At 60.6% G+C, this 24,578-nt stretch carries 20 protein-coding genes; 14 read left to right on the top strand and 6 right to left on the bottom strand.

Annotated features, from left to right (window positions below):
* Positions 1-155: 155 nt before the first annotated feature.
* Positions 156-3,602 carry an arabinofuranosidase catalytic domain-containing protein gene (locus AC1DX3_RS16295; RefSeq protein WP_476990370.1) on the bottom strand — a complete coding sequence of 1,149 codons (3,447 nt, stop codon included), beginning with the start codon at positions 3,600-3,602 and terminating at the stop codon, positions 156-158.
* A gap of 313 nt (positions 3,603-3,915) precedes the next feature.
* Positions 3,916-4,674 carry a VOC family protein gene (locus tag AC1DX3_RS16300; RefSeq protein WP_476990371.1) on the bottom strand — a complete coding sequence of 253 codons (759 nt, stop codon included), beginning with the start codon at positions 4,672-4,674 and terminating at the stop codon, positions 3,916-3,918.
* Between the two features lie 478 nt (positions 4,675-5,152).
* On the opposite strand from AC1DX3_RS16300, the gene AC1DX3_RS16305 reads away from it, so the two are divergent.
* On the top strand, positions 5,153-6,421 hold the full coding sequence (locus AC1DX3_RS16305; protein WP_476990372.1) for a glycoside hydrolase family 16 protein: 1,269 nt from the start codon (positions 5,153-5,155) through the stop codon (positions 6,419-6,421).
* A 121-nt stretch (positions 6,422-6,542) separates the two neighbouring features.
* A complete protein-coding gene (gene rhaM, locus AC1DX3_RS16310; protein WP_476990373.1) occupies positions 6,543-6,857 on the top strand; it encodes an L-rhamnose mutarotase in 315 nt (104 codons plus the stop codon).
* On the opposite strand, the gene AC1DX3_RS16315 is transcribed toward rhaM, so the two are convergent.
* The gene (locus tag AC1DX3_RS16315; RefSeq protein ID WP_476990374.1) at positions 6,845-7,792 is read right to left on the bottom strand and encodes a 2-dehydro-3-deoxygalactonokinase; all 948 of its coding nucleotides are present in this window, start codon (positions 7,790-7,792) and stop codon (positions 6,845-6,847) included. The genes rhaM and AC1DX3_RS16315 overlap by 13 nt on opposite strands.
* 80 nt (positions 7,793-7,872) lie before the next feature.
* Here AC1DX3_RS16315 and AC1DX3_RS16320 point away from each other — a divergent pair, with 80 nt between their 5' ends.
* Positions 7,873-8,808, top strand: coding sequence for a DUF4432 family protein (locus AC1DX3_RS16320; RefSeq protein ID WP_476990375.1), 936 nt, complete (start codon positions 7,873-7,875; stop codon positions 8,806-8,808).
* Here AC1DX3_RS16320 and AC1DX3_RS16325 read toward each other — a convergent pair.
* Positions 8,790-9,623, bottom strand: a complete 834-nt coding sequence (locus tag AC1DX3_RS16325) for an SMP-30/gluconolactonase/LRE family protein (RefSeq protein WP_476990376.1) — start codon at positions 9,621-9,623, stop codon at positions 8,790-8,792. The two genes, AC1DX3_RS16320 and AC1DX3_RS16325, sit on opposite strands and share 19 nt — an antisense overlap.
* Positions 9,610-10,773 carry a mandelate racemase/muconate lactonizing enzyme family protein gene (locus tag AC1DX3_RS16330; protein ID WP_476990377.1) on the bottom strand — a complete coding sequence of 388 codons (1,164 nt, stop codon included), beginning with the start codon at positions 10,771-10,773 and terminating at the stop codon, positions 9,610-9,612. The genes AC1DX3_RS16325 and AC1DX3_RS16330 overlap by 14 nt, the downstream gene beginning before the upstream one ends.
* A 108-nt stretch (positions 10,774-10,881) precedes the next feature.
* Between AC1DX3_RS16330 and AC1DX3_RS16335 the strand changes: the two genes are divergently transcribed.
* The 8 genes from AC1DX3_RS16335 to AC1DX3_RS16370 all read left to right on the top strand — a co-directional run bounded on the left by AC1DX3_RS16335 (position 10,882) and on the right by AC1DX3_RS16370 (position 20,563).
* Positions 10,882-12,225, top strand: a complete 1,344-nt coding sequence (locus tag AC1DX3_RS16335; RefSeq protein WP_476990378.1) for an MFS transporter — start codon at positions 10,882-10,884, stop codon at positions 12,223-12,225.
* 3 nt (positions 12,226-12,228) lie between these two features.
* Complete coding sequence (locus AC1DX3_RS16340) at positions 12,229-12,957, top strand: SDR family NAD(P)-dependent oxidoreductase (protein WP_476990379.1); 729 nt, start codon at positions 12,229-12,231, stop codon at positions 12,955-12,957.
* A 78-nt stretch (positions 12,958-13,035) separates the two neighbouring features.
* Positions 13,036-13,947 (top strand): dihydrodipicolinate synthase family protein, encoded by a 912-nt coding sequence (locus AC1DX3_RS16345; protein ID WP_476990380.1) that lies wholly within the window; start codon positions 13,036-13,038, stop codon positions 13,945-13,947.
* Between the two features lie 31 nt (positions 13,948-13,978).
* The gene (locus tag AC1DX3_RS16350; RefSeq protein WP_476990381.1) at positions 13,979-15,148 is read left to right on the top strand and encodes a mandelate racemase/muconate lactonizing enzyme family protein; all 1,170 of its coding nucleotides are present in this window, start codon (positions 13,979-13,981) and stop codon (positions 15,146-15,148) included.
* Between the two features lie 18 nt (positions 15,149-15,166).
* The gene (locus AC1DX3_RS16355; protein ID WP_476990382.1) at positions 15,167-15,889 is read left to right on the top strand and encodes an IclR family transcriptional regulator; all 723 of its coding nucleotides are present in this window, start codon (positions 15,167-15,169) and stop codon (positions 15,887-15,889) included.
* 453 nt (positions 15,890-16,342) lie between these two features.
* The gene (locus tag AC1DX3_RS16360) at positions 16,343-18,988 is read left to right on the top strand and encodes a TonB-dependent receptor (protein ID WP_476990383.1); all 2,646 of its coding nucleotides are present in this window, start codon (positions 16,343-16,345) and stop codon (positions 18,986-18,988) included.
* Positions 18,989-19,095: 107 nt separating this feature from the next.
* Positions 19,096-20,241 carry a family 16 glycosylhydrolase gene (locus tag AC1DX3_RS16365; protein WP_476990384.1) on the top strand — a complete coding sequence of 382 codons (1,146 nt, stop codon included), beginning with the start codon at positions 19,096-19,098 and terminating at the stop codon, positions 20,239-20,241.
* Between the two features lie 37 nt (positions 20,242-20,278).
* The gene (locus tag AC1DX3_RS16370) at positions 20,279-20,563 is read left to right on the top strand and encodes a VirB3 family type IV secretion system protein (protein WP_476990385.1); all 285 of its coding nucleotides are present in this window, start codon (positions 20,279-20,281) and stop codon (positions 20,561-20,563) included.
* A gap of 54 nt (positions 20,564-20,617) precedes the next feature.
* On the opposite strand, the gene AC1DX3_RS16375 is transcribed toward AC1DX3_RS16370, so the two are convergent.
* Positions 20,618-21,400 (bottom strand): FHIPEP family type III secretion protein, encoded by a 783-nt coding sequence (locus tag AC1DX3_RS16375; protein WP_476990386.1) that lies wholly within the window; start codon positions 21,398-21,400, stop codon positions 20,618-20,620.
* A 167-nt stretch (positions 21,401-21,567) separates the two neighbouring features.
* Here AC1DX3_RS16375 and AC1DX3_RS16380 point away from each other — a divergent pair, with 167 nt between their 5' ends.
* The 3 genes from AC1DX3_RS16380 to AC1DX3_RS16390 form a co-directional block, all read left to right on the top strand.
* Positions 21,568-22,593, top strand: a complete 1,026-nt coding sequence (locus AC1DX3_RS16380) for a tetratricopeptide repeat protein (protein WP_476990387.1) — start codon at positions 21,568-21,570, stop codon at positions 22,591-22,593.
* Between the two features lie 473 nt (positions 22,594-23,066).
* Positions 23,067-23,537 (top strand): terminase small subunit-like protein, encoded by a 471-nt coding sequence (locus AC1DX3_RS16385; RefSeq protein ID WP_476990388.1) that lies wholly within the window; start codon positions 23,067-23,069, stop codon positions 23,535-23,537.
* A 338-nt stretch (positions 23,538-23,875) separates the two neighbouring features.
* Positions 23,876-24,578 (top strand): calcium-binding protein (locus AC1DX3_RS16390; protein WP_476990389.1); only part of this gene is annotated, 703 nt, incomplete at its 3' end.

Raw genomic sequence — 24,578 nt, forward strand, 5'->3', positions numbered from 1 at the left:
CGGCGTTCGTTTCAACACGGCCTTCTAAGCTTCTTCCCGGTTAGCGCTCTTCCGCGCATGCGTTCCGATCCCCAACTCAGTCACGCCGGTTCTCCCGGCGTGACTTTTTTGCGATGACCCCCGAATCTTGTCCGGGGTGCTTTTCGTGAACGTAGCTAGTTTGCGCCGGATGCAGAATAAGCATTGGGCGCACCTGGGGTAGGCAGGTCGGTGGCAATTTGACTCCCGGTGGCATGCGACGCCGCAAGCGGCGTCGCCAGGGTAAGTCCGGAACCAAAAACCTCGGCGCCGGTCGCATAGGCGTGCTTGAGCGGCGCCGACAGGGTCAGGCGGTTGTTCCAGTTGCCGACGGAGGTAATGGTGATCTCCTCGCTTCCATTGGCGTCGCGGATCGTTACGGTCTCGCCCGGTAAGAAAGGCTTTGCATTCGCGACCTGGAGCGATGTTGCGCCGTTTTCAGATGGGGTTGTTAGGGCTGTCGCGCCGGGGGTGCCGACCTGGGCGATGGTGACCGTCTCCTGCTTGTTGCCGGCATCGACATAGAGGGTTTGGCCGGCGCGGAAGCCGGCGACGCTGTCGACTTTCAGGTTGGTGGCTTGCACCGGGGCATTCGAGGCGAGAAGTGTAGCGGCCGGGGTCAGGAAATCGTGGCAATTGCTGTCGGTATCGTGGCCGTCGGGATAACGGCCGGTGCTGGTATTGGTCATCACGGCGCTGGCCGGGTCCCAGCTAAAGGGCAGACCGGGCGTCGGGGTAAAGCAGCCGGCTTTTTCGAATCCGGAGACGGTCTGGTAGCCTTCGGCCGCCCAGGGATCGACAAGGCTGCCGAAGTTGAGGCTGTCGGCGATGAGCCCCTTGGCGTCGCGCAGGACCATGCTGGCGGCCAGTAAGGGCAGGGCGGGGCCGCCGAACCATTGGTCCGGCCTGCCGTCATAGCCGGCGGATTTCACCGCTTGGTCCTGGACGACGGAGTTGACCGCATGGGCTTGGCCGAGCGGTTTATCGAGCGTGATGCCCGTGCCGAGCGGCATGACGGGTTCGTTGCTGGAATGGGCGTGGGTTGTGGCGGCCGCCAATGTGATGCCGGTTCCGCGTACGATGAAGGGGAGGTTGGCCGCGTGGTTGAATTTGAGCGGCGCTTCAAGTTCGAGACCGGTGCCGGGTTCGACAAGATCTTCACCGGCAATATGAGCACGGCTCAAGGCGGGTGAGACATGCAGAATCGCGGTGTTGTCACTGCTGTTATCTACGGCGGTGACGGTCACGGTTTCAAGATTGGCGGGCGTACCGATGTAGAGCGTGTCGCCGGCGGCAAAGGCAAGATGTTCCTGCGTCGGCCAACCTACAAGGGAGCTGACTGTGACGGCGCTGTCGCCGGGATTGACGTCTGCCCGCACCCATGTCTTTTTCGCCGCCGAACCGATGGCTTTGACGGTTACTGTCTCGATGCCGTGGCCGGCGCTGTCGATATCGAGACGGAAGGTATCGCCGACCGTGCCGGACAGGGATGTGACCTTGATATTGGTACCGCCGGCGACGGCATCGGTCGCCAGATAGGCTCCGGTCGCGGCCTTACCCACCGATTTGACGGTGGCGATTTCGTAGTCTTCCGTGCCGCGGCCGACGACAGGATAGGTGGCGCCGAAGCCAAGAGCGATTTTGTCGCCGGCTGAAATGCCATCCGTGCTCGTTACCGGCAGATTGTCGGCGCCGGCCGCAACCGTGATGACAGGATGTTCGATAACGGGCTGCCAAAGGGTCGTCGCCGGTCCGGCTGCGGTGCCGACGGCTGCGATTTTGCGCGTTTCGGCGTCCTGTCCCGTTCCGACGACGATATCGTCGCCCGGCTTCATGCCGTCGACGCTGCGGACATAGACCTTACCGTCGCCGGGGTTTGCGGAGACGGCCAGGCCGGAGTTCGACAGTCCGAAGACATAGAAGGCGTGCGGCGCCAGGCTTGTCCTGGGCGGCACCTGTATCGCGGAAAATACGGCTGTCCGCGTCGGGCGAAGAGTCAGCGTCCAGTTCGATATGTCCATAGGAGTGGCGCTGTCATTATAGAGTTCGATGAAGGTATTGGTCGCGTTCGCGCCGTAGCCGTCACTGACGCGGAACTCATTGATCCTGACCGGCGGGACATTGCGTATTTTTTGTGTTGCCGTCTCGGAGCGAGGTTGGTCATGTGCGCCTGTACGCCAGGTGGCCTTGCCGATCATATCGCTATTGTCGGCGGTCATAGCTGCAGTGACCTCGAACATAGCCGTCACGCTTTGACCGGGCTGAACGGGGGCGGCAAAAGTTTTGGCGGCCGTTTTCGATCCACTGGCGATGGCGGTCCAGCCTTTCGGCGCCGCCACTGAGAGGGTTACCGAGCGCGCCGGCTTAGCCGAGGTGTTGGTGAAGACCACGGCGACGGTTTGGGTCGTGCCCGGCGTAAAGGTCTGCAGGCCCGGTGGGGTGGCGGTCGCCGAGGCCGGCGCGATGACAACCCGCGGCACATCATATCTGGCCGCGACGATATTGGCCTGGACCAGCTGATCGGTTGCGTCGGACGGGAAGGTGCCCGCCGTGGTCATGACGCCTTCGTAAAAGGTGCCTTGCGAGCCGTTGGAGTTGTCGCCCCCATTGCCGAGGAGAATGGCGCCCTGCTTCCGCATGGGATCATAGGTGGCGTCGATGCGTGGGCCATCGAACATGACGGACAGTTTTCCCGCCCGGGCGTCGCCGCCCAGCGTCGTCCAATGGTGAGGTTCCCCCTTGGCCATGGCCGTGACAAAACGCGAGGTGATGATAGGCAGGGTATCGCATAGCTTCGACTTGTCCGCATTGACGCAGCCGACAAGATTGTTTTCCTGGTCCGTCATGATCCACGGGCCGGGCGCATTGCCATGATACCACCAAGGCGTATTGCCGAAGAAGGTCGTTTCCATGGTGCCGTTGCCGTCGTCGCGGCTGTCGATCTCGGCATTGCCATAATCGAAACAGCAGCCGGAATTGAAATGCTGGCCGTCTATGACCCAGTATTGGCCTTCCGCCTGGTCGTCGACGGCAGTGCCCTTGGCATCGTTGCGGCGCAGGCCGCTGCCGGGCGTTATGAACACGCCATAGGCCTTGTGTCCCATGATCGAGATGGGCGCCTGACCGGCGAGAGGCAGGTTGTTGTAGCCGCCCATGGCCGCCCCGCTGAAGCTGCCCCTTGGCGCCTGTATAAGATGGTTGCCCTTGCCGGATTGGTCGTAAACGGTCGAAATCCAGCAGACCGTGTCGGCGCAAAACGTGTCCTGGGCCGCGGCATCGGCATAGCCGCCGGACTCGCCAGCCTGCTTGGGTGTCACGACCCCGATATCCAGAGTTTTGCCGTCGGACTGACGCAGCACCTGATAAAGTGGGCCATTGTATCCGGCATAGAGAGCGCGGGTGGTGCTGTGGGCGGCAACGCACGGATCGCCGGCGGCGGCATAGATGTCGCATGGGCCCTGCGGCCTCGAGACAATGACCGAATCCAGCGCCTTGGCGCCGACGGCCGATCCGCCGCATGCAAAGGCTAAAGGAAAGGCCAATGGAAGCGCAAGGAGGTTGCGATATTTCAAGAATGATTTCATGTTTCCTGGCCCTTTTAATTGTCTGAGTATATATTTTCGCCCTGAATATATGAAATTCGCGCCTCCTGCAAGCCGGGTCCTGTCGAGATGGCCGGTTTTTCTCCCAGGCAATATCTGTCGTATTTTTCTAAAATACTTGTAAATCAATATGATGGATCGAATATGATTGCCGTTGAATACGCAAATATTTTGGTATCGATACCTAAAATCGTTTCTCAGGTCATGCGGACTCGATTCAGCTAAGTCTGATGTACCTTGCCCGTCGTATACACAATTGCCGGTCATAATGGGTGACGGGGGCCTTGCGCGCAGGTTAGCCTCGGTTTCCCAACAGGCCAAACATCGCGCCCTGAGGGTCGCGTGCGACCACGGCCCATTGCCCGCCCGGCACCTCCATCGGCCCCATCTGAACGGCGCCACCGCCCTGGGTGAGGCGCTCAACCGCTGCATCGATGTCGCCGGTGATAAAGTAGAAGAGCCACGCCTGCTGCGGCAACGGGTTGTCCATCATGCCGCCGGTTTCAACGCCGTCCGCCTGGAACGTCTGATAGACGCCCATGGGGCCCATATCCATCGACCGGCATTTTTCCCAGCCTAGCCGACCGGCATAGAAGTCAAAGGCCGCCACGGCGTCCTTGGCGTAATATTCGTTCCAGCCGCAATGGCCTTGCGAGCCGGGCAGAAACGCCGTGCTGGCGTCACCTGCAGAGGGGGTCATAACATAGATAAGCGCGCCTTGCGGGTCGCTGACCATTGCCATGCGCCCGACGCCTTCGATATCATTGGCCGGCCATGCCACATGGCCGCCCGCCGCTTCGAAGGCGCTGATCTCGGTATCGACATCGGCAACATCGACATAGCCGAGCCAGGCGGGAGGCATGCCGCCGGCCTTGGCCCCATCCGGCAGGGCCATCATCCCACCAACGTTCTGAGCACCGGCGATGATCCTGCGGTAGTCCATCCCCGGCGTGCGGCTGGGCTCGACCGTCCAGCCCAGGACATCGCCGTAAAATTCGATCGCCGCGTCGAGATCGGAGGTTATCAGTTCGTACCAGATAAAATGGCTGGCCATTGGGCTCTCCCGGCTTGGGGTGGCGGTGAATGCCCTCAAGAGGCGATTTTTTCACCCTTTACGGGCGCTATCCTATCCCAAGAGTGTTTCTGAGCAAAGACGAAATGCCTGTGTCGGCCACAGGCCCATGCGACGGGTAAGGTTGATGTGGAAAAGGCTGGGTTACGGACAGGTGCCGCGGTAGCAGGGCCGGGCTGAATATCCGGTTCCGGAATTTTTCCTGAAGTGCGGCCCTGAGGCGACGCCGTCTGTCGAAGCGTCGGAGCGACACATAACAAGGCTCTTGACAATGTCACATCGTCGAGGCAATTTATTGCTAATAAAGCGACAAATTGTCTGCAAATAATCGATACAGGTAGCCGAAACGCTATGCCGTTTGGAAGGATAGGGGGCTACGGCGACCGCCGTGCGTGTCCCCGGACGTCTTGTCATGTCCCTTCAGGCAGCATTTCCCCACATAGCCCAGCGAGGATCTGCCATGATGACGTCTCAGTGGATTGCGAAATACCTTGTTACCGCCCTGGCCTTGGCCATCGCGGCGCCGGCCTGTGCCGCGCCGCCCGACGCCAGTTATCAGTTGGCCTTTTCCGACGAATTTACCGCGGCCGCGGTCAACCAGAATGATTGGTACTACCGGATTACCGGCCTCTATACCCAGGGCTATAACCGCTCGCAGAACGTCACCCAATCCGGCGGTTTCCTGCGTATTCGCTACGGATATGAAGACGTGACGGGCGACGGTGTGTCGGACTTCACCGGCGGGGGCGTGATCTCGCGTCACCTTTTCGGTTACGGCTATTACGAGACGTCGGCGCAATTGTTCAATGCCACGCCTGGCTTGCACACCTCCTTTTGGAGCATGGGAATCCGCGCCGGCAATGCCGGGATCGGTTCGGACCCGCTGATCGCCCAGGACATCAATGCCGGTGTTTTCCCGGAGGTGAACCAGCTCTACGAAATCGACGGCTTCGAACACGATTCGCCCGACAGCATGGATTTGGGCACGGTGGCGCAATCCTCGAACGCCACCACTGTGCGGCAGGGCGCGAAGAGCGGCGCACAGCGCGGCATCAACTATGGGGCCTTCAACACTTACGGCTATGACTATGAACCCGATGCGACACGCTACTATATCAACGGTACCCTGGTGTTCACCATCAACAACACCACCAATGCCTATATCTTCAACCCGATGAACCTGTGGTTCTCGGCGCTGCCCTATAAGCCGAATGCGTCACCTGGGTCTCTGCCCGGCTATAGCGTCTTCGACTATTTCCGCTACTATCGCAAATCCCTCCCGGGCGTGAACAGGCTGGGCAATGCCAGCTTCGATGCCCACAATCCCAACCGGACCGCGGCAGTCCCGGGCGGCTGGATCGAGTTCTATGACAAGGGCTCAAGCGCCCTGGAAACCACCGATGTTTACGACGGCACGGATGCTTTGAAACCCTCAGGCACGGTTGCCTATATTGTCACGACAAAACAGAACCTGACCTACCTGCCGAACGGTCTTTATATGCTGACCGCATGGGTGAAAAGCTCGGGCGGCCAGAGCCAGGCGGCCGCGCGTGTCCTCAACTATGGCGGCACAGAACGAATCTATAATATTCCCGCGACATCGGCGTGGATGCAAATTTCGATCGCCAATATCAATGTCACGAACGGCAGCGCCACGGTCGCCTTTACGTCCCAGGCCAGTGCGGGCCAGTGGCTGGAAGTCGACAAGGTGTCGTTCGCGCAGCAATAGGATGCCCGGGTCGCGAATGGGAGGCGGGGGCGGTTTAGCCTGCGACCTCCTGTTCGCAAATTATCGCTTTATAAGCGACATTTGGTGGCGTTGTGCCCCTCAATCTCCTTAGGCGGCCGCCATGGAAACCATAGCCTTCCGAATGAAGCTGAAACCGGGGGCGGAAGAGGCGTATAAGCAGCGCCACGACGATATTTGGCCGGAACTCGTCGACGTGCTGCATCGCGCCGGCGTATCCAACTACACAATCTTTCTCGATCCGGACACGTCGGTCCTGTTCGCCGTTCTGACGCGGACAGATGACCACGGTATGGAGGACCTGCCATTTGATCCGGTCGTGCAGCGATGGTGGGCCTATATGGCGCCTCTGATGGAGACGAACGCCGACAAGTCCCCCGTCGCGGGTGACCTGAGGTCGGTCTTTTACATGCCGTGAAAAGCCGTCTGGCGTTCCAGCAGAGCTGCCAGGCCATGAATAGCCAGGGCATCGTCGCTGATGGCGGTCATCGTCTGGCCAAAGGCGGCGAGGCCATCGGCATAAAGCGTTGCTGCCTGTCCCGCTCCCATGACGACGACGGGGCTTTCCAGGAGACCACGCGACCGGCAGGCGTTCAGCGCGTCGCGGATATCTGCGCCGACCAGTAGTCCGGACAGGAAGGACGCCGCACCGCCTGCATCGTGATCACCCAGCACCAGCCGGCTGCGCGTGGCGAACAGGGCATGGCCGAGCGACAAGGTGGTGTCGTCGCGCACTGCCGTCAGCCCGACGTCGAAGTCCGGCTGACTGAAGCCTTCGCGCACGACGCCACGTCCCAACAGGCTGTGCGCCAACAGAATGTCTTCCATCTCACCGTTCATGCCGGTGAAGAAGGAGACGATCTGCTGGCCTCGGGTCACCATCCACTTGACGTGGCGGCCGGGCAGGCAAACCAGGCGCCTTTCGTCGTCCTCGCACGGCGAGGCATTCAACCAGCCGAACACCTGCATCTCCTCGCCGCGCACCACATCGGGCAGACCGAACATATTCCTGCATTTCAGGCCGGGGGACAGGTTGATGGTGACGCCGCGTACGGTAAAGCTGGTGAGCTGGCCCGTCAGTTCGGCGGTGCCGGCCGGGCAGGGGGCGTAGCCGGAATCGCGCCAGCCGATATTCGATCCGATCATGCCGGCCAAAATGACAGGCAAGGGGCCATGGGTCTGAAACCACGGTCCAGCAGCAGCGAAAAAGGCAGCTTCGAAATCCGTACAATCGCGCACGCCGCCACCCCGCACCGTATCGATGGTGGCGATCCTGTCACCCGTACGGGCACACAGATGAAGGCGCATGGCGACCGATCCCCATTCGCCGGTAATAAACATGTCCGTGGTCATGACGCTCCGCATTTTGTATCTATAAAAGCAATGCATACGTAGCTATATTAGCAATGAAACGTCAAGCGCGAAGGAAGAATATGCAACTCACCAGCCTTCCCCCTGCCGCCCATCGCAACCACGGTTGCCGGATACGCGACTTTGTCTGGCAGGGCTTTCGCTGCCTGTCGCTGGAAAATGAGTTCCTGCGTGTCGTGATCTGTGCCGACAAGGGATGCGACATCGTCGAACTGATCCACAAACCGAGCGATATCGAACTGCTGTATCAATCGCCATGGGGATTGGGGTCGCCCCATGACCGGCACATGGCGGCGACGGGCGGACCGTTTCGCGACCGCTTCGCCGGCGGCTGGTTTTTGATGCTGCCGAACGGACCGGAGCCCTGCGAACACCACGGCGCCAGTTTCGGGCATCATGGCGAAGCGTCGCAACTGGCCTGGCGGGCGGTGGTGACGGATGACCGACCCGAGTGGATCGAGGTCGCGTTCGATGTCCGGTTGCGGCGATTGCCCGTGACGGTCGAACGGCGGGTATCGCTCGAATCCGGTGGCCATGCCCTGATTATCCACGAAACCCTTCGGAATACCGGCGGCGAGGCTGTCGATGTGCTGTGGGGGCACCATCCGTGCCTGGGTGAGCCCTTTCTCGAAGACGGCTGCGTCATTGTCCTGCCGGACGGCGGCGAGATCACCGTGGCCGGGCCGGTCGACGATTTCACGCAAATCACAGGCTTTGCCGAAGGCCGGGTCAGGGTGCGCAATCCAAGGCTCGGCCTGGAATTCAACCTGGATTGGGAGAAGGAGCTGTTTCCGGTCATGGGTTTATGGCGGGTGTGGGACGCCGGGGACGGCTATCCCAACTACCGCGGGCGCCGCATTGTCGCGGTCGAACCGGCCGTCGATTTTCTCTCCCTGAGCGCCGCCGCCGGACGCGGCACGGCCTTGAAGCTGGCGCCTGGCGAGACCCGTTCGACCACGATCAAGGCCGGTGTTTCTATCTATCCCGCGAAGGGATGAGCGGGAGCCCCCTTGATGTCGGTCGAATAAAGCAAGGGCCGTCCCGACAGGGGCGCTGCCTCGATTTGCGCCGTCGTCAGGCCCGCGCGCGCCGTGGTCACCAGGAGCTCGCCGTCGCCGAAGGCCAGGCTGGTCGGCCGAGGCACCGGCAGCGCTACGGTCTCGGCCACGATGCCGCTGGGTGTGAGCCGAACCAGCTGCGCGCCGTCCCACATGGCGCACCAAATGCCGCCTTGATCGTCGACCGCCAGACCATCGGGCTTGCCCATCTCGGGCGGGAAGCGAGAGAATATTTCGCGGTCGCTGATCGTGCCGGCCTTCAGGTCGAAGCGGTAGCGATAGATCACGCGCTGGCCGGTGTCGGTCAGATAGAACCAGTTGCTGTCGGGGCTGAAGCCCAGCCCGTTGCAGACGTCGAACCCAAACGCTATCAGGCTTATGCCGTCATCGACACGATAAAGCGCGCCTTGTCCGGCTTCGCCGGTCAGGCTCATCGTGCCCACCCAGAACCGCCCCATGGCGTCGCACTTGCCGTCGTTATAACGTGTGCCGCTTAAGCCTGAGCCCACCCACGGTCGCGCGATTTCATCGAAATCGTAAAGGCCGTCATAGGCGGCCAACAACCAGCCGCCTGAAGCTTTCGGCACCGCCGCGACCACCTTCACGTCAGGATCGATGGTGTGGATATCCTTGCCGTTTTTCAGAAATATCAAACTCCTGGCATTGTCGACCCACGACCACTGGCGCGCGGTGACATCCCAATACGGTCCTTCGCCGACATCGCACAGGACATCGATGGCCTCAGGCAACGACATGCTCCCACAGGGCGTCTCTGGGCTCGATGCCGAGACCGGGCGCGTCCGGCACGGTATAAAAGCCGGCCTCGCATGCCATCTGCGTCTCGAACAGGGGCAGGTGACGAGGCAACACATTGTTCTGGTATTCGTGCCAGGGCAGGTCCTCGATCGCCGCCGAGGCCTGCAGGCTGGCGGCCATGAAGATGCCGAAACCGATCGTGGCGTGAGGCATGACGCGCGCGTGGTAAACTTCGGACAGATTGGCCATGCGCATGAACTGCGTGATGCCCGACCGGCCCATTTCGGGCTGAATAATCGTGAGCGCTTCGACCTTCAGCCGGGCATGGGCGTCGTAAACCGTTCGCCATTCCTCGCCTCCGGCGACGGCAATGGACGAACCCGCGGCCACCCGCGCCAAACCGTCGATGTCTTCGTAACGGCACGGCGCTTCGACAAAGGTCAGGTCGAACGCCTCGACCTTGCGCACGATCGCCAGGGCCTCGGCCGAGGTGTGGACCCAGTGCAGATCGAGCATCAAGGCGGTATCGGGAAAGGCGCCGCGAAGATCGCGCAGCAAGGCGATGTAGTCGTAAGAACTGGCCGCGTGGACCTTGAAGGCGCGAAAGCCCTTGTCGTAAGAGGCCTGGACGTTATGAAGGCGGGCGTCGTTCGTAGTGCCGCCGATGTTGGTGATATAGGCCGGAATCATCTTGCGCCTCTGACCACCTAGCAGCTTGTGGACCGGCTGGCCCAATATTTTGCCGCACAGATCCCAAAGGGCGATATCGACCGCCGCCAGCGCATCCAGCCAGAAGCCGCCGATATAGCCGCGCACGCGCATCAAATTATACAGATCCTGCCAGATCACCTGGACATCAAGGGGATCCCGGCCGCGGAGAAGCGGTTCGATGAGATCGCGGACCAATTCGCCGATGACTGTGCCCGCGGTGATGCCATAGGTCTCGCCCCAGCCGACCTTGCCGCTTTCGAGGGTGATCTTGACGATGACCGTGCGGTCGTCGGCCGGATAGACGGTTCCGTTGTCGGGGTCGATAATATAGCCGCGATCGTTGACAGGCGGCATCCGGCCCATATGAGGCGTCGGCGCGCGTGGGATACGCAGATAAATCGCCTCGACCCTGACAATGGCGTCATATGTACCTGGCATCGCACCCTCCGACCTCTTATTCGATATGTTGCTATAATAGTCTAATTTATGGGTGTAAACGGCCAATCAGCATTTTGACGAAAGTTATGTTGCTATTATAAATGTATTATGCCTATCCTGCGTGATGCCGGCGCATGCTATGCTGCGTCGGGCGACAAAAAATACAGGACAGGACTGCGTATCATGAAGGCCAATGCCGCGCCCGGCAACAGCATCGACACCGTGAAGTGGATTATTATCGCTCTGTTATCGGTGTCGACCTTCCTCAACTATGTCGACCGCCAAACCCTGGCCCTGCTGTCCCGGCCTATCCAGGCGGCTCTGAACATGGACGACAAGGGCTATGCCTTCATCGTCACCGTCTTCATGTTCGCCTATATGGGCGGCAATATCGTATCCGGCTGGGTCATCGATCGCCTCGGCGCGCGCCTGGCCATGCCCCTGTTTGTCGCCTGGTGGTCGATCGCCAGCGGATTGTCGGGCCTGGTCCACGATCCGCATCAGATGGCGATGACGCGTTTTGCCCTGGGCCTGGCGGAGGTCGGCAACTTCATCGCGGCGCCGGCCCTGGTCAACGCCTTTTTCCCGCCCAGGCAACGGGCGCTGGGCATCGGCATCTATACGGCGACGGCCATGTTCGGCGCCGCGGTTTCGCCACCGCTGATTACCTGGATCAATGAGGTTTCCGGCTGGCGGCTGTCCTTCGTTATCATGGGTGCCATCGGTATCGTCTGGTCCTTTGCCTGGATGTGGTACATGGGGCGGATCGGCGGGACCGGCAAGGCCGTCGAGGTCAGCGCACCGATCGTCGAAGGCGATATCGATATTCCGACTTGGTGGCGCGCGGTGACGACGCCTCAGGTTTGGGGCATCGTGCTCGGTTTCATGCTGACTTGGCCGGTCTGGTACTTCTATCTCAACTGGTTTCCGAAATACCTGACCGACGAACGCGGCCTCTCGACCCTCGAAATGGGCCGCGTCGCCTGGATCGTATATGCTGCGGCGGGCCTGGGGTGCCTGATCGGTGGCAGTCTTTCCGGTTGGCTGACGAAGCGGGGCATGACATCGAAGGCCGCCAAGCTGTGGGTCATGGGGGTGACCTGCGTACTGGCGCCGGTCGGTCTGTTCAACGCTTTCGCGCCACCGATTGCGGTCAGCCTCGGCCTGGCTGCGGCCGTCGCCTTCTTCCATATGTACTGGCAGACCAATATGACGGCCTTGCCGACGGACCTGTTCACGGCACGCAGCATCAGCAAGGTCTTCGCTTTTGCCGGTATCTGCAGCGGATTGGGCGGCATCGGCACGACCTGGTTGATCGGGCAACTGGTGGCGACGGTGTCGTACAAGCCGATGTTCGTGATTATGGCGTTCGCTTATCCCATAGCCATCGGTTTGGTGCTGTGGTTGACAGCTGTCCGCCCGGTTAAAGCCGCCGCGACAACAGGAGACTAGGGCATGGATTTTTCGGGAAAGTTTGCCGTCGTCACCGGCGCCGCCAGCGGCATAGGCCAGGCTATTGCGCAAGGGCTGCAAGCCGCCGGCGCCACCGTAGCGTCACTCGACCTCAAACCGGCGCAAACCGGCCTGTCGATCCTGTGCGATCTCGGCGACGACGAAGCGGTGGCGGCTGCGGCTGCGCAGGTTGCTACCGAACTGGGCGCTGTGGACATCGTCATCCATTGCGCCGCCATCTCGGTCAACGGCGCCATCATCGACACGGCGACGGCCGACTATGCCCGCATCATGAACGTCAATGTCTTCGGCGCCGTCCGTCTGGCCAGAGCTTTCACGCCGGCGATGCAAGCGCGCGGAGGCGGCGTTTTCCTGTTCGTATCCTCCATCAATGCCAAATACGCCACGCCCAATCTCGGGGCCTATTCCGCGTCCAAGGCGGCGCTCGACAGCGTTTGCAAGACGCTGGCGTTTGAACTGGCGCCGGACGGTATCAGGGTCAATACCATCCAGCCGGCATCGATTGACACACCCTTGCTGCGCAGCGGCTACGCAAAGCTCGACGATCCGGCGCCGGCCATAACGGCCAATATCGCCCGTCACCCGCTCGGTCGCTGGGGAACGCCGGAAGATGCCGCCAAATTGGCCCTGTTTCTTGTATCCGACGATGCGAGCTGGATTACCGGGGCCCACTACGCGCTCGACGGCGGCGCCGGCATAACACGAAGATAAACCATTTCAGCGCTTGACCATGTTGCTATTATAAATATATCTTGCGTTATCAAGGTTCAGGATTTCGGAGTTTCATTTATGACCAAGGGCATAGCCGGTACGGCTCCCGTGTTGCCGACGCCTTTCGACGATACGGGCCAGATTGACGAGGACGGCTTTCGCGATATCGTCAATTTCGCCATACAGCAGGGCGTCGATTGCCTGGTCTTTCCCGGCCTGGCCAGCGAATATGACCAACTCTCCCTCGACGAGCGCCTGCACCTGATCGCGCTTTTGGGGTCACTCACCAAGGGCGAGGTCGATTTCGTCGTCGGCGCCAGCGGCCACACGCCGGGCGAGACGCCGGTGCTGATAGAGGCCGGCGCAAAGGCGGGGGCGGCAGCGGCGATGATCGTCACGCCGTCGGTCTATGCCGGCGATATCGACGGCTTGGCGGCCTTTTACCGCGATGCGGGCGAGGGCGCCGATCTCCCCCTGATGCTGCAAAATGCCCCGAAGCCGATGGGCATCGCCTTGTCGCCCGCCGAGGTGCTCGAGGTCGTCCGCCGCGTGCCGGCCATCCACTACGTCAAGGAAGAAAACATGCCGTGCGGTCAGCGCATCACCACGCTGTGCAAGGGAGCGCCGGCGAACCTGGCCGGAGTCTTTGGCGGCGCTGGCGGCCGCTATATTGTCGACGAGCTCAATCGTGGCGCCATCGGCACCATGCCGGCCATCGAACTGGTTGAGGGCCATGTCAAGTTGATGAAGGCCCATGCCGCGGGTGACCGTCAGCTGGTCTGGGAGCTCTATGAGCGCATGTTGCCGATCCTGGCCATGCAAGCGGTCTTCCGCTGGCGGTTGACCAAGGAAGTCATGCGTCGCCGCGGCTTGATCAAGTCGGCTTTTACCCGCGCGCCGGGCGCCGAACTCGATGCCCAGGATCAGGTCGAACTTGGCCTGATGTTGGCGCGGCTGAAAGATCTCGTCGGCCCGCTTTCTGTGCAATAAGAGCGGATAGGTTCCCGTTTTGGAGGTTCATGTGCGCGATAGCGTCAAATCGATCGAGACCTTTATCATCGATATCCCGCGCGACACGCCCTATCTCGGCGCGGCCAAACCGGGCGAGGCGCCCAATGCGCGTGGCTACTTGGTGCGCAAGGAGAACCGCACGCTTTATCCGACCTCCGACAAGTCGGTGATCGTCAAGGTGACGACGCACGAAGGCCGGATCGGCTGGGGCGAAACCTACGGCATCTGCGCACCGCGCGTCGTTTGCGTGTTGATCGAGGAATTGTTGGCGCCGGTGGTCGAAGGGCGCGATCCGTTCGACGTCCAGGTGATCTGGGAAGACCTTTACGACCTGATGCGGGTGAGGGGCTATCACTCCGGCTTCTATCTCGACGCCATCGCCGGTATCGATATCGCCCTGTGGGATCTGTGCGGCAAACTGGCTGGCCAACCCTTGCACAAATTGCTGGGCGGCTCCCGACGGGATACCATTCCCGCCTATGTCTCCGGCCTGCCGAAACCGACCCTGGCCGAACGCATCGCCCTGGCGCGCGAGTGGATGGCCAAGGGCTTCAACGCCTTCAAGATCCACGCCGTCATGTCGCACGACTCGATCGTCGAGGACTTTGCCGCCTTGCGCGCCGAACTCGGGTCCGGGGTCGAACTCATGGTCGACCTGCACTGGATGTTCACGCCGGCCGAGGCCATTGCCCTTATCCAGCGCCTGGAGCCGTACCGCCTGACCCTCGTCGAGGCGCCGTGCAAGCCCGAGGACATTCAGGGCCTGGCGCAGATCGCGCGCGCCGCGAAAATCCCCATCGCGGCCGGTGAAGAGTGGCGCACGGTCTTCGATGCGCGCGCCCGTCTCGAACTGGGCGCGGTGTCGATCCTGCAGCCCGAAATGGGCCATACCGGCGTGACGCAATTCATGCGCATGGCGCGGCTGGGCGAGGCCTATCACGGCAAGATCATGCCGCACGCCACGATCGGCACGGGTATCTTCATGGCGGCATCCCTGCACGCCGCCGCGACCTTGCTGAACCTGCCCTATCACGAATACCAGCCGTCGATCTTCGACAGGAACAGCCAGTTGCTGCGCGGTAACATGACTTGCCGGGCGGGACAATTCACCGTGCCGGAAGGCCATGGATTAGGGGTTGAGCCGGATGACGCTCTCTGGCAATATGTAGTTGAGTCTTAAAAAGAATTCCAGAGCCGTATGCGCGCCAAACTGAATGCCCAACCCAATCAAAGCCTGATCGACGGCATCGCTACGCTGCAGGCTGTGGCGATTTCATCGGAGCCGGTGGGATGCCGCGAACTGGCGCGTCAATTGGGCTTCGAGCCGTCGCGCGTCAATCGCCTTTTGAAGACCCTGGCCTATCTCGGTATCGTTCGGCAAACCACCAACCGCAAATATATCGGCGGACCGGGCATGCACGTCCTGACGGCGCAAAGTCTGTATGCGTCCGGCTTCATCCGCCGCGCCTTGCCGGTCCTCGAAGGCCTGGCGCGTTTCGGGATGACTGTCGCCATGGGGGTCCTGTGGAAGGACAATGTCAGCTTTCTCTACCATTCGCCCCCGGGTATGTCGGCGACGGAAAGCCTTGGGCGTATAGGCCTCTATCCGGCCTCGACCTCGGGCCTGGGCCTGGCCTTGCTGGCCGAGCACGACAACGACTACATCCGCGAGATCTATCACGACAAGCCGGTTCAGGGTTTCCCGGACGGCATCGATGGCCTGCTGAAGGCGATCGAGGAAGTGCGTGAAAAGGGTTATGCCCGTTTGCGCGTCAAGCCCGATATCGAGCAGCATACCCTGGCGGTTACGGTCGGCGTGCCGGTCTATGCCGCCATCGGTTTGTCGGGCTGGATTCCCGAAACCAATGCGCAGTCGGTGTACGAAGCGCTCAAATCGGCGGCAGAACAGCTCAAAGATTAGGCTGGATCACAGCAAATTGTTGCTATTCATATAGCAGTTTTACCACAGTCGAGCCGCGTCGCAGCAGGCGATCGTATCGCCATTGCCGTCTTCGGGCGACTTTGGAAGCAGCGGTCGATTCTGGTTTTGCCGTGGCGCTTGCCAGACTTTCAAGCGCGATGCGCGCCGTGCTGAAGATTTCATAATCAATTGAAAATATTTTATAATTTTACGTTATGCGGTGGACTTTCGTGCACCCGCTTCGCCATGTCCGCCGCGTTGTTTCCCGGCTGAGGCCTGCGCTTGTGGCAATTATTCAACAGCTGAACCGCGTCCTTGCAGACCGTGATTATGCCGCTTGACAAAGCCCGACGCCTGCGTGATGTATTGCTAATAAAGCGACATTATGAAAACGACGGTCGGCTTGCCGCCTGTCGGGATAGATGCCAAAAAACAAACAACAGGGACGAACCAATGACCAAAAAATTCCCAACTGCCAGCCTGCGCCTCCACACCAGCCTCCTGGCCCTGACACTGGGTGTCGTCGGTCTCGCTCAGGCCACCGGCGTGACCGCCCAGGACGCACCGGCGGCTCAGGATGCGCCCGCTGCAGCAACGGCCGACACGACCGAGGTGGTCATCGTCGGCACGCGTGCCGGCTTGCGCAAGGCGGTCGCCGTCAAGCGCAATTCCGATCAGTTCGTCGACTCGGTCATCGCCGAGGACATCGGCAAGCTGCCTGACGTCAATGTTGCGGAATCGCTGCAACGCGTGTCGGGCGTCCAGATCAAGCGTTCGTTGGGGGAGGGCACCCAGGTGTCGATCCGCGGCCTGACGCAGAATATCACCCTGGTCAACGGCCGCGACGTCGTCGACTCAGCCGGCCGCGGCGGGTCGGGTGTCGACAGCTTGGGCACCGGCTCCTACGGTCTGCTGGCGCAACTGCCGTCGGAAATCATCCAGCGCCTCGATGTCACCAAACTGGCGGCGGCATCGGATATCGAAGGCGCGCTGTCGGGCACGGTCAATATCGTCACCGCCAAGCCGCTCGACTCGAAGAGCGATACGATCGCCTTCTCGGCGGAAGGCCTTTACAACAACCGCGCCGGCAAGGGGGGCGACCGGACGTCGATCCTGTTCACCCACCACTTCTCGGACAAGCTGGCCGGCCTGATCAACCTGTCGCAGTCCGACCGCAATATCCGCGATGAATCGATCTTCTCCTTCTCCGGCTACGTCCCGCTCACCGGCGCCGGCGCCCCGACGGGCGCCTATTACCTGGCCGACATCCGCGACACCCAGATCAACGACAACCGCAAGCGCACCGGCCTGAACGCCACCTTGCAGTGGAGGCCGACGGACAATATCGAAGTCCTCTATGATCTGCTCTATTCGAAGCAGGATATCGACCGCAAGCGTTGGTGGTTCGCCCTGCCGCTGTCATCGAACTATGCCGCCTACACCAATCCGGTCTTTTCTCCGGCCAATACCTTGCTGGCCGGCAGCCTGTCGGCGTCCTTGCAGACCAATACCGAAACCTACGTCAATTCCGGTGATACCCTGGCGACCGGACTGACCGGCACCTGGAAGGGCGAGCGCCTCAAGATCACCGGCGACGCCAGCTATTCGCGTTCCCAGCAGGACGGCTATCAACAATTCCTGCGTATGACGACCAAGACGCCGAGCGTGATCGCGTTCGACTTCCGCGGTGTCGACGTGCCGCAATTCACCGTGCCGGGCAGYGTCAACCTGACCGACCCGAGCCAGTTCAACTTCACCAACTATTTCGACAACCGCGACACGGCGGATTCGAAACTGTCGGCCGTCCGCGTGGATGCCGACTATCGTTTGGACGGACCGTTCTCGCACCTGAAGTTCGGCGCGCGCACCTCGCAACTGGATGTTACGATCGTCAAGTATCAAAGCCAGTTGACCGGCCCGATTTCGGCCGACACCGTGTCGGATTCCTATGAAATCCGCACCCTCGATATCTTGGACGGGGCCAGCGGCTATTCACCGCAAAGCGCGCTCTATCCGGTCATTTTCGGCGGGGGCAAAAAATACGCTTACGATGTCCACGGCTATGCCCCGGGCACCTTCACACCTTACATCTACGTGCCCTTGGCCTCCTTCGATACCAGCGAAAAGAACACGGCCTATTACGTCCAGACCGATATCGACACCACGCTCTTCGGCATTCCGCTCAGCGGCAATGTCGGTGTCCGCCAGGTCGAAACCAAGTTCACCGCCATCGGCAGCTACAAGGTCGGTTCGAACCCGGTCCAGCCGCTGACCGTGCATAAGGACTATTCCAAGACCTTGCCCAGCCTGGCCCTGAAAGCCTCCGTGACCGACAATCTGCTGATCCGTTTCGGGGCCGCCAAGGTCATTGCCCGTCCCAACTCGGCCGATCAAAACCCCGGCCTGAACCTGTCCACCGCCGCGCCGTTTACCGCCTCGGCCGGCAATGCTGAACTCAATCCGTTTGAGGCGACGCAGTACGACCTGTCGGCGGAATATTACTTCAAACCATCGTCGATCGTGTCGCTGGGTCTGTTCAAGAAGGACCTGCAAAGCTTCATCATCAAGAAGGCGACGACTGAAACCTATAACGGCATCGATTACCTGGTGACGCGTCCCTATAACGGCGCCGACGCCACGATCGATGGGGCGGAATTCGTTTATCAGGACAATTTCGATTTCCTGCCGGCGCCGTTCGATGGCCTGGGTATGGTCGCCAATATCAGCATCATCAACAGCGACACGGGCACCAAGTCGGTGCGCACCGGCGAAAAAATCCCGGTTCCTGGTCTGTCGAAGAACAATTTCAACCTCGTTCTCTATTACGAGAAAGCCGGTTACGGCGTCCGCGTCGCCTATAACCGCCGCGACAAGTTCCTCGACCAATTGGGCGCCGGCGGCGAGCCGATCTATTTCGATGCCGGCGACGACCTCGCTATCTCCGGCCGCGTCCAGATCACGCCGCACTACAGCCTCGATGCCCAGATCTCCAATGTGCTCGACAGCCCGATCCGCAAGTACGGCACGGAAGAGGTGGCGACATCCTCTTACGCCCTGAACGGCCGGACCTTCAGCATCGCCCTGCGCGGCAAATTCTAAGCCTTCCTTCCCGGAACCTCGGCCGCTGGTCTTATCCGAGACCGGCGGCCACTTTTCGGCAAGCCAAACCTTGGGGGTATTTTCAAAACATACGACAGGAGGAATTCATGTCAGTAACTCGTGTTCCAGTAAGGCTTCCGCGATTAGCCGCCGCCACTGTGATCTCGCTCGCCTGCACGACGGCGGTGAACGCATCGCCACCCACCGCGCAATACGGCCTGGCTTTCGAGGACACGTTCAGCGGCACCGCGGTCGATACCAGCAGGTGGGATTACCGCACCGACTCCAAGCTATACAGTACTCAGGTGCCGGCCAATGATGTCATCGACAATGGGCAATTCAGCATCCTGATGAAACAGGAAACCGTCAACGGCAAAAACTATACCGGCGGCGGTATCCTGACCAAGCAGGTGTTCGGCTACGGCTATTTCGAAGTCCAAGCCAAGACGAGCAGCAATAATGGCTGGCACAATTCCTTCTGGATGATGCGGGCCGAAGGCAGTCTGACCTCCGGCGATCACCGCTACCTCGAAATCGACAGTTTCGAGATCAATACCACGTCCCCGTTCTCCATCAGCTCCGGGATAAACACGTGGAACGGCACGACGCACCTGGGTGGGCCGCGCTGCCCCAATCCCAATCCGTCGTTCAACACCTCGACCGATTTCCACTCCTATGGCGCCGATTGGTCCGAGGCCGGCATCGACTTCTATGTCGACAACGTCAAATACTGCCATATCGCCTATTCACCGGCGACCAACCGCCAGGATCCGATCAACATCCTGCTGACCGCGATCGCCTATCAGACGCCGATTACGGTGGGCGGTACGCCGCAGCTGTTCGACAATGTCCGCTTCTACAAGCGCGACCAGTACGTCATCAACGGTTATTACGGCTATTCCGAAAGCGGCACCGGCTGGGCCGACAGCACCCTGGCCGGGTTTGGTCTGATCCCGGCGCGCTATAGCTGCACGGCGGGGGCCAAGTCGACCTATGCGCCGGGCTTCAACCAGGCGGGCACCTATGAGGTGTGGATATGGAAGACGGTCAACGCCAATGCCGATATTGCGGCCAAGGTCGATATCACGGCCGGCGGGTCGACGACCACCAAGACCGTCAATTTCGCCACCGGTACCTCCGGCTGGGTCGATCTCGGCGCCTATAACTTCGGAACGGGCTCCAGCGGCTCGGTCAGCAATACTGTGGTCAATGGCTGTCAGCGCGCCAGCAGCGTCAAGTTCGTGCGTCTGTGAGTCGCTGGCGCAGAACGACGATAGTGGTGCGATAGTCATGGCGGAACTTGTCAAATCGACGATCCACAAGGCACTGACCCAACCCCAGATGCTGGCTGGGGTCACCTATAGCTATTTCATCATCAATGCCCTGGTGACGACCGAGACTTTCCTGGTGACGCGCAGCTTCTGGGCGTTGGTCGTAGCCGTGGTGGTCCATGTGATCGGCTACCTGGCCTGTCTGCGCGAACCGCGGGTTTTCGATCTGTGGCTGGTCAGGGTGTCGCGATGCCCGCGTGTCAAGAACTGGCGGTTATGGAAATGCAATTCGTACAGTCCCTGAACAGCGTCTCGGGCTTGTCGGCCAAGGTCGTCGGTAGCGGGGACACGGGAGCGACTATTCGACCGTGACTATGTCGAAGGATCTCAGGTCTATCGACGACGGAATCTCGTTGACCGATACGACAGCCAGACGCGGAATGGTTCTGCGCGTAAAGGTCTTGAGATGCCGGCGGATTTCCGAACCGCACAGGAGAACAGGGGACAGGCCTTGTTGCATCATCTTGTCCACCATGGGCATGAGGTTCCGGATCAGCTGTTCGGCAAGCCTGGGCTCGATGACGAAACCATTTTTGCCATCGCTGCGACGGATATTGTCGGCGATCTGGGCTTCCAAACGCGGGTTGAGGCTAAGGACAGCCAATTGGTCACTTCCGGCGCGCAGGTTATGGCAGATACCATGGCTGAGTTTCTGACGCACAAGTTCGGTCAAATCGGCATGGTCTTTGGTTTGACGGCCGACATCGACGAGGGCGTCGACAATGAGGTCGATATTGCGGATGGAAACGTCTTCCGCCAGGAGGTTTTGCAGGATGCGCTGCACGTCCGTGACGCTCATAATTGAGGGGATCAGCTCTTCGATCATGCCGGGCTGACGGCCGCGCACCTCTTCCAGCATCTTCATGACGTCGGCACGCGACAAAAGCTGTGCGGCCTCGTTGCGCAACACCTCGCCCAGATGGGTCATCAGAACCGTAATGGGATCCACCAGCATATAGCCCGTACGCTCCGCCTGATCGCGCAATTCGGACTCTATCCAGGTCGCCGGGAGGCCGAATGCCGGGTCGCGGGTTTCGACGCCCGAGAGCGGTTCGGTGGCGGCCGAGTCGCTGTCCGACACCTCGACCTATTCGGTTGCGGCCTTGGCCTTGCGCCGGGAAAACAAACGCAAAGCAGATTTTCAATCGTACGATTTTGCCCGCTTGCCGCCGGTGTCCCGGCTCGTTAGGCTGTCAAGCAACACTCACCGCTCGCCCAAGCCGGGGCGTTTAATGTGACGGATGCACAATGGGCGAATTACCAAGTCTCAACGATGCTCGGCATAGATTGACCCGGCTGCTTGGCTATCTTGACCATGATCCGGATAATCTCAATCTTATCGGCGACGCCTGTGCGGTAGCGGTAGACGCGGGGCGCCCAGATAAAGCTCTGGAATGGCTGGACCGCTTCGAGGCGATCGCGCCGTTACCGCCGGCCTTGCTGAACGTCAAGGGGCTGGTAGCCTTGCAGCAGGACAGATTTGACGACGCGGTGGGCATTTTCGAGCCTCTATTGGCGGAAAAGCCGGACGACGTCAGCCTCAGGTTTAATCTCGCTTGGGCGGTAACCATGACCGGCGATGATGCCCGGGTTGCGCAGCTGCTGGACGAACCGACCGTCGCGGCGATCCCGGGCGCGGCGACTCTCAAGGTTCAGGCCCTGCACCGTCTCGGCGATCTCGAAGCCGCGTTGCAATACGGTGTGACCCTGGCAGAAAGCCGCCCCAATGACACGGAACTGATGGGGGGCCTGTCCCTCGTCGCTATCGACTCACAAATGCCCGAATTGGCCCTCGCATGGGCTTCCAAGTCGCAGAACACGTCTGAGGGTCTGTCGACCTTGGGCGTATTGACCTTACAAGACTACCACATCGATGACGCCTTGGCCTATTTCGAGCGTGGTCTCCTCATCCGTCCGGACAGCGCGCGAAACCTGCTGGGTAAGGGGCTGGCTCTTATGGCCGCCGGAGATGTGCATGGCGCTGCGAACTTCATCGACCAAAGCGCCACGCTTTTCAAAAGCCACCTGGGCACGTGGATTGCTGCGGGCTGGGCGCATTTTGCGACGGACGATCGTCCGAGAGCCCGGACCATTTTCGAACATGCGCTAGCTCTGGACGACACCTTTTCCGAAACGCACGGCGCGCTTGCCGTCCTCGATATTCTCGACGGTAATATCGAAAGCGCTCGCCGCCGAACCGATACCGCCTTGCGTCTCGACCGGCGCTGTTTCGCAGGCGCGTTGGCGAAAAGTCTGCTTCTGGAGCATGACTGAACCCCCGAGGCCGCCCAAAGGGTCCGGGAGCTCACCGTCAATGCGCCCCTCGACGCCGGTGGCCATACGATCGCTCAGGCGATGATCGCCCTCGCGCCGAACTGGCGAAACGCCGGAAGACGATAAGCCGCGTGTGGAGGATGGCAGGTTTCCGCAATACTTGCCGAGGCCGTCCATGGCGTGGGCGTCAGGGTGATGTCGCAGTGCAGCGAATGCGTAGACCGGGCACATATTCGCACCGGTGTTTCGTTGAAAAGATTGAGTTTTATCCCGAACGAATGCGTGGGTGGGTTGGGCATCATGATACCGTTTAGTAATTACGAAATATCAATTTAATTATTATTTATCGTAAATTTTGTTGACAATGCCGGGCAAGCCGGGCATGGTTGCGACAGCATCGCGAGATGCGAACGGACGACATCAATGACAGCACCAAGGTTCCAGCCGGCGGGGCTTTTTCTATGGAGGTTCCCATGTCCAATATCGTTATGACACGCCGGCGCCCGACCGGCTATTCCCAGGCGGCCTCGGACCGCGTGTGCGAGGCCATCGCCACAAGCCGGCTTGGGCTGAAAAAGATGACCGAGGCCGACGGCACGCTGCCGCGCGAAGGCACCATCCATCAGTGGCGCARGCTCTATCCCGACTTTAGCGACGCCTATGACGCGGCGCGCGAGCGYCAGGCCGAGATGTTGCTGGATGACTGCGTCGAGATTGCCGATGACCGCGACAAGGATATGGTGCCGCGGGCGGCCAAGGATGGCGCCTGGGCGTTTATCAGCAACCCGACCAATGTCGCCCGCGCCAAGCTGGAGATCGATACGCGGTTCAAGATGGCGGGCCGGCTGGCGCCGCGGAAATACGGCAAGGTGGTCGTGGTGGAGGCGAAGCGAAAGGGGCGACCCTTCGTCCGTCCGGCTAATCTGGACGATCTGATTTGTTAGGGGAGAGGCGGGCGGTGTCGTGAGGACATCGTCTCCCTTTTGCGTTTAAGGGCGCTGTTTAGGGGTGGCGAATTTTTGCATTTCTTAACCTGTCACCGTAATTCGTGTTCGAATCTCCGGAATTCGCGGCACATGCTTATTTCACGGTTGAAATCCTGCCTTGCACGGGCCACAAATCCTGTTAAGTAAGTTCTGGCGAGGGCGGGGGTTACCGTATCCGGGGAAATGTTTGGCGGCCAGTGCCGCAGCCGCCCAAATTGTGGCGACTTCCTCCCTCCGCAGGATCGATCTCACGCCGGCGGGGTGCTGGCGGGTGGGGTCTGCAAGAGGGGAATGAAATGACCGATTTTGTTGGCACGGCTGGTGACGATACCTATACGGGCGATTCAGGCAACAATTCAGCCGTGGGTGGAGTTGGTAATGACAGGCTGAGCGGTAATGCCGGCAACGACACTCTGGAAGGGGATGCCGGCGCAGATACGCTGAGCGGCGGCACTGGCAGCGATATCCTCTATTCCGACGGCCCGCTGGGCAGCTACAGCGTACCCTATTATAACAACACATATATTACGCCGCAGCTCGACCGTGGCGGCGAGGCCGACGTGCTGGCCGGCGGCGACGGCGACGATGTGATTTCAGCTGGCTACGGTGACAGCGTAGACGGCGGCAGCGGCACGGACACCTTGTTCATCAGCTTCCAGGGCGCGCCGACCGGCGTGACCTTCGACCTGCGGCTATCCAGCCAGACCGTTGGCGGGGTGACGATCAAGAATGTCGAAGTCGCAGGCTGGATCGAAGGCAGTGAATTCGACGACACCCTGATCGATGGCGGCGGCAGCCCGATATTCGGCATGGGCGGCAACGACCATCTGGTGGCCGGCTACTACACAGGCAATCTATACGGCGGTGATGGCAACGACGTCGTCGATGGACGCAACTCCCAGTATCTGCAACGCGTGGATGGCGGTGCGGGCAACGACACCCTCTATACCAACTCCAATACCTTCGCTGTGGCGGATGGAGGTGACGGTGACGATGTAA

This window comes from Asticcacaulis sp. P2_B1, assembly GCF_056404915.1.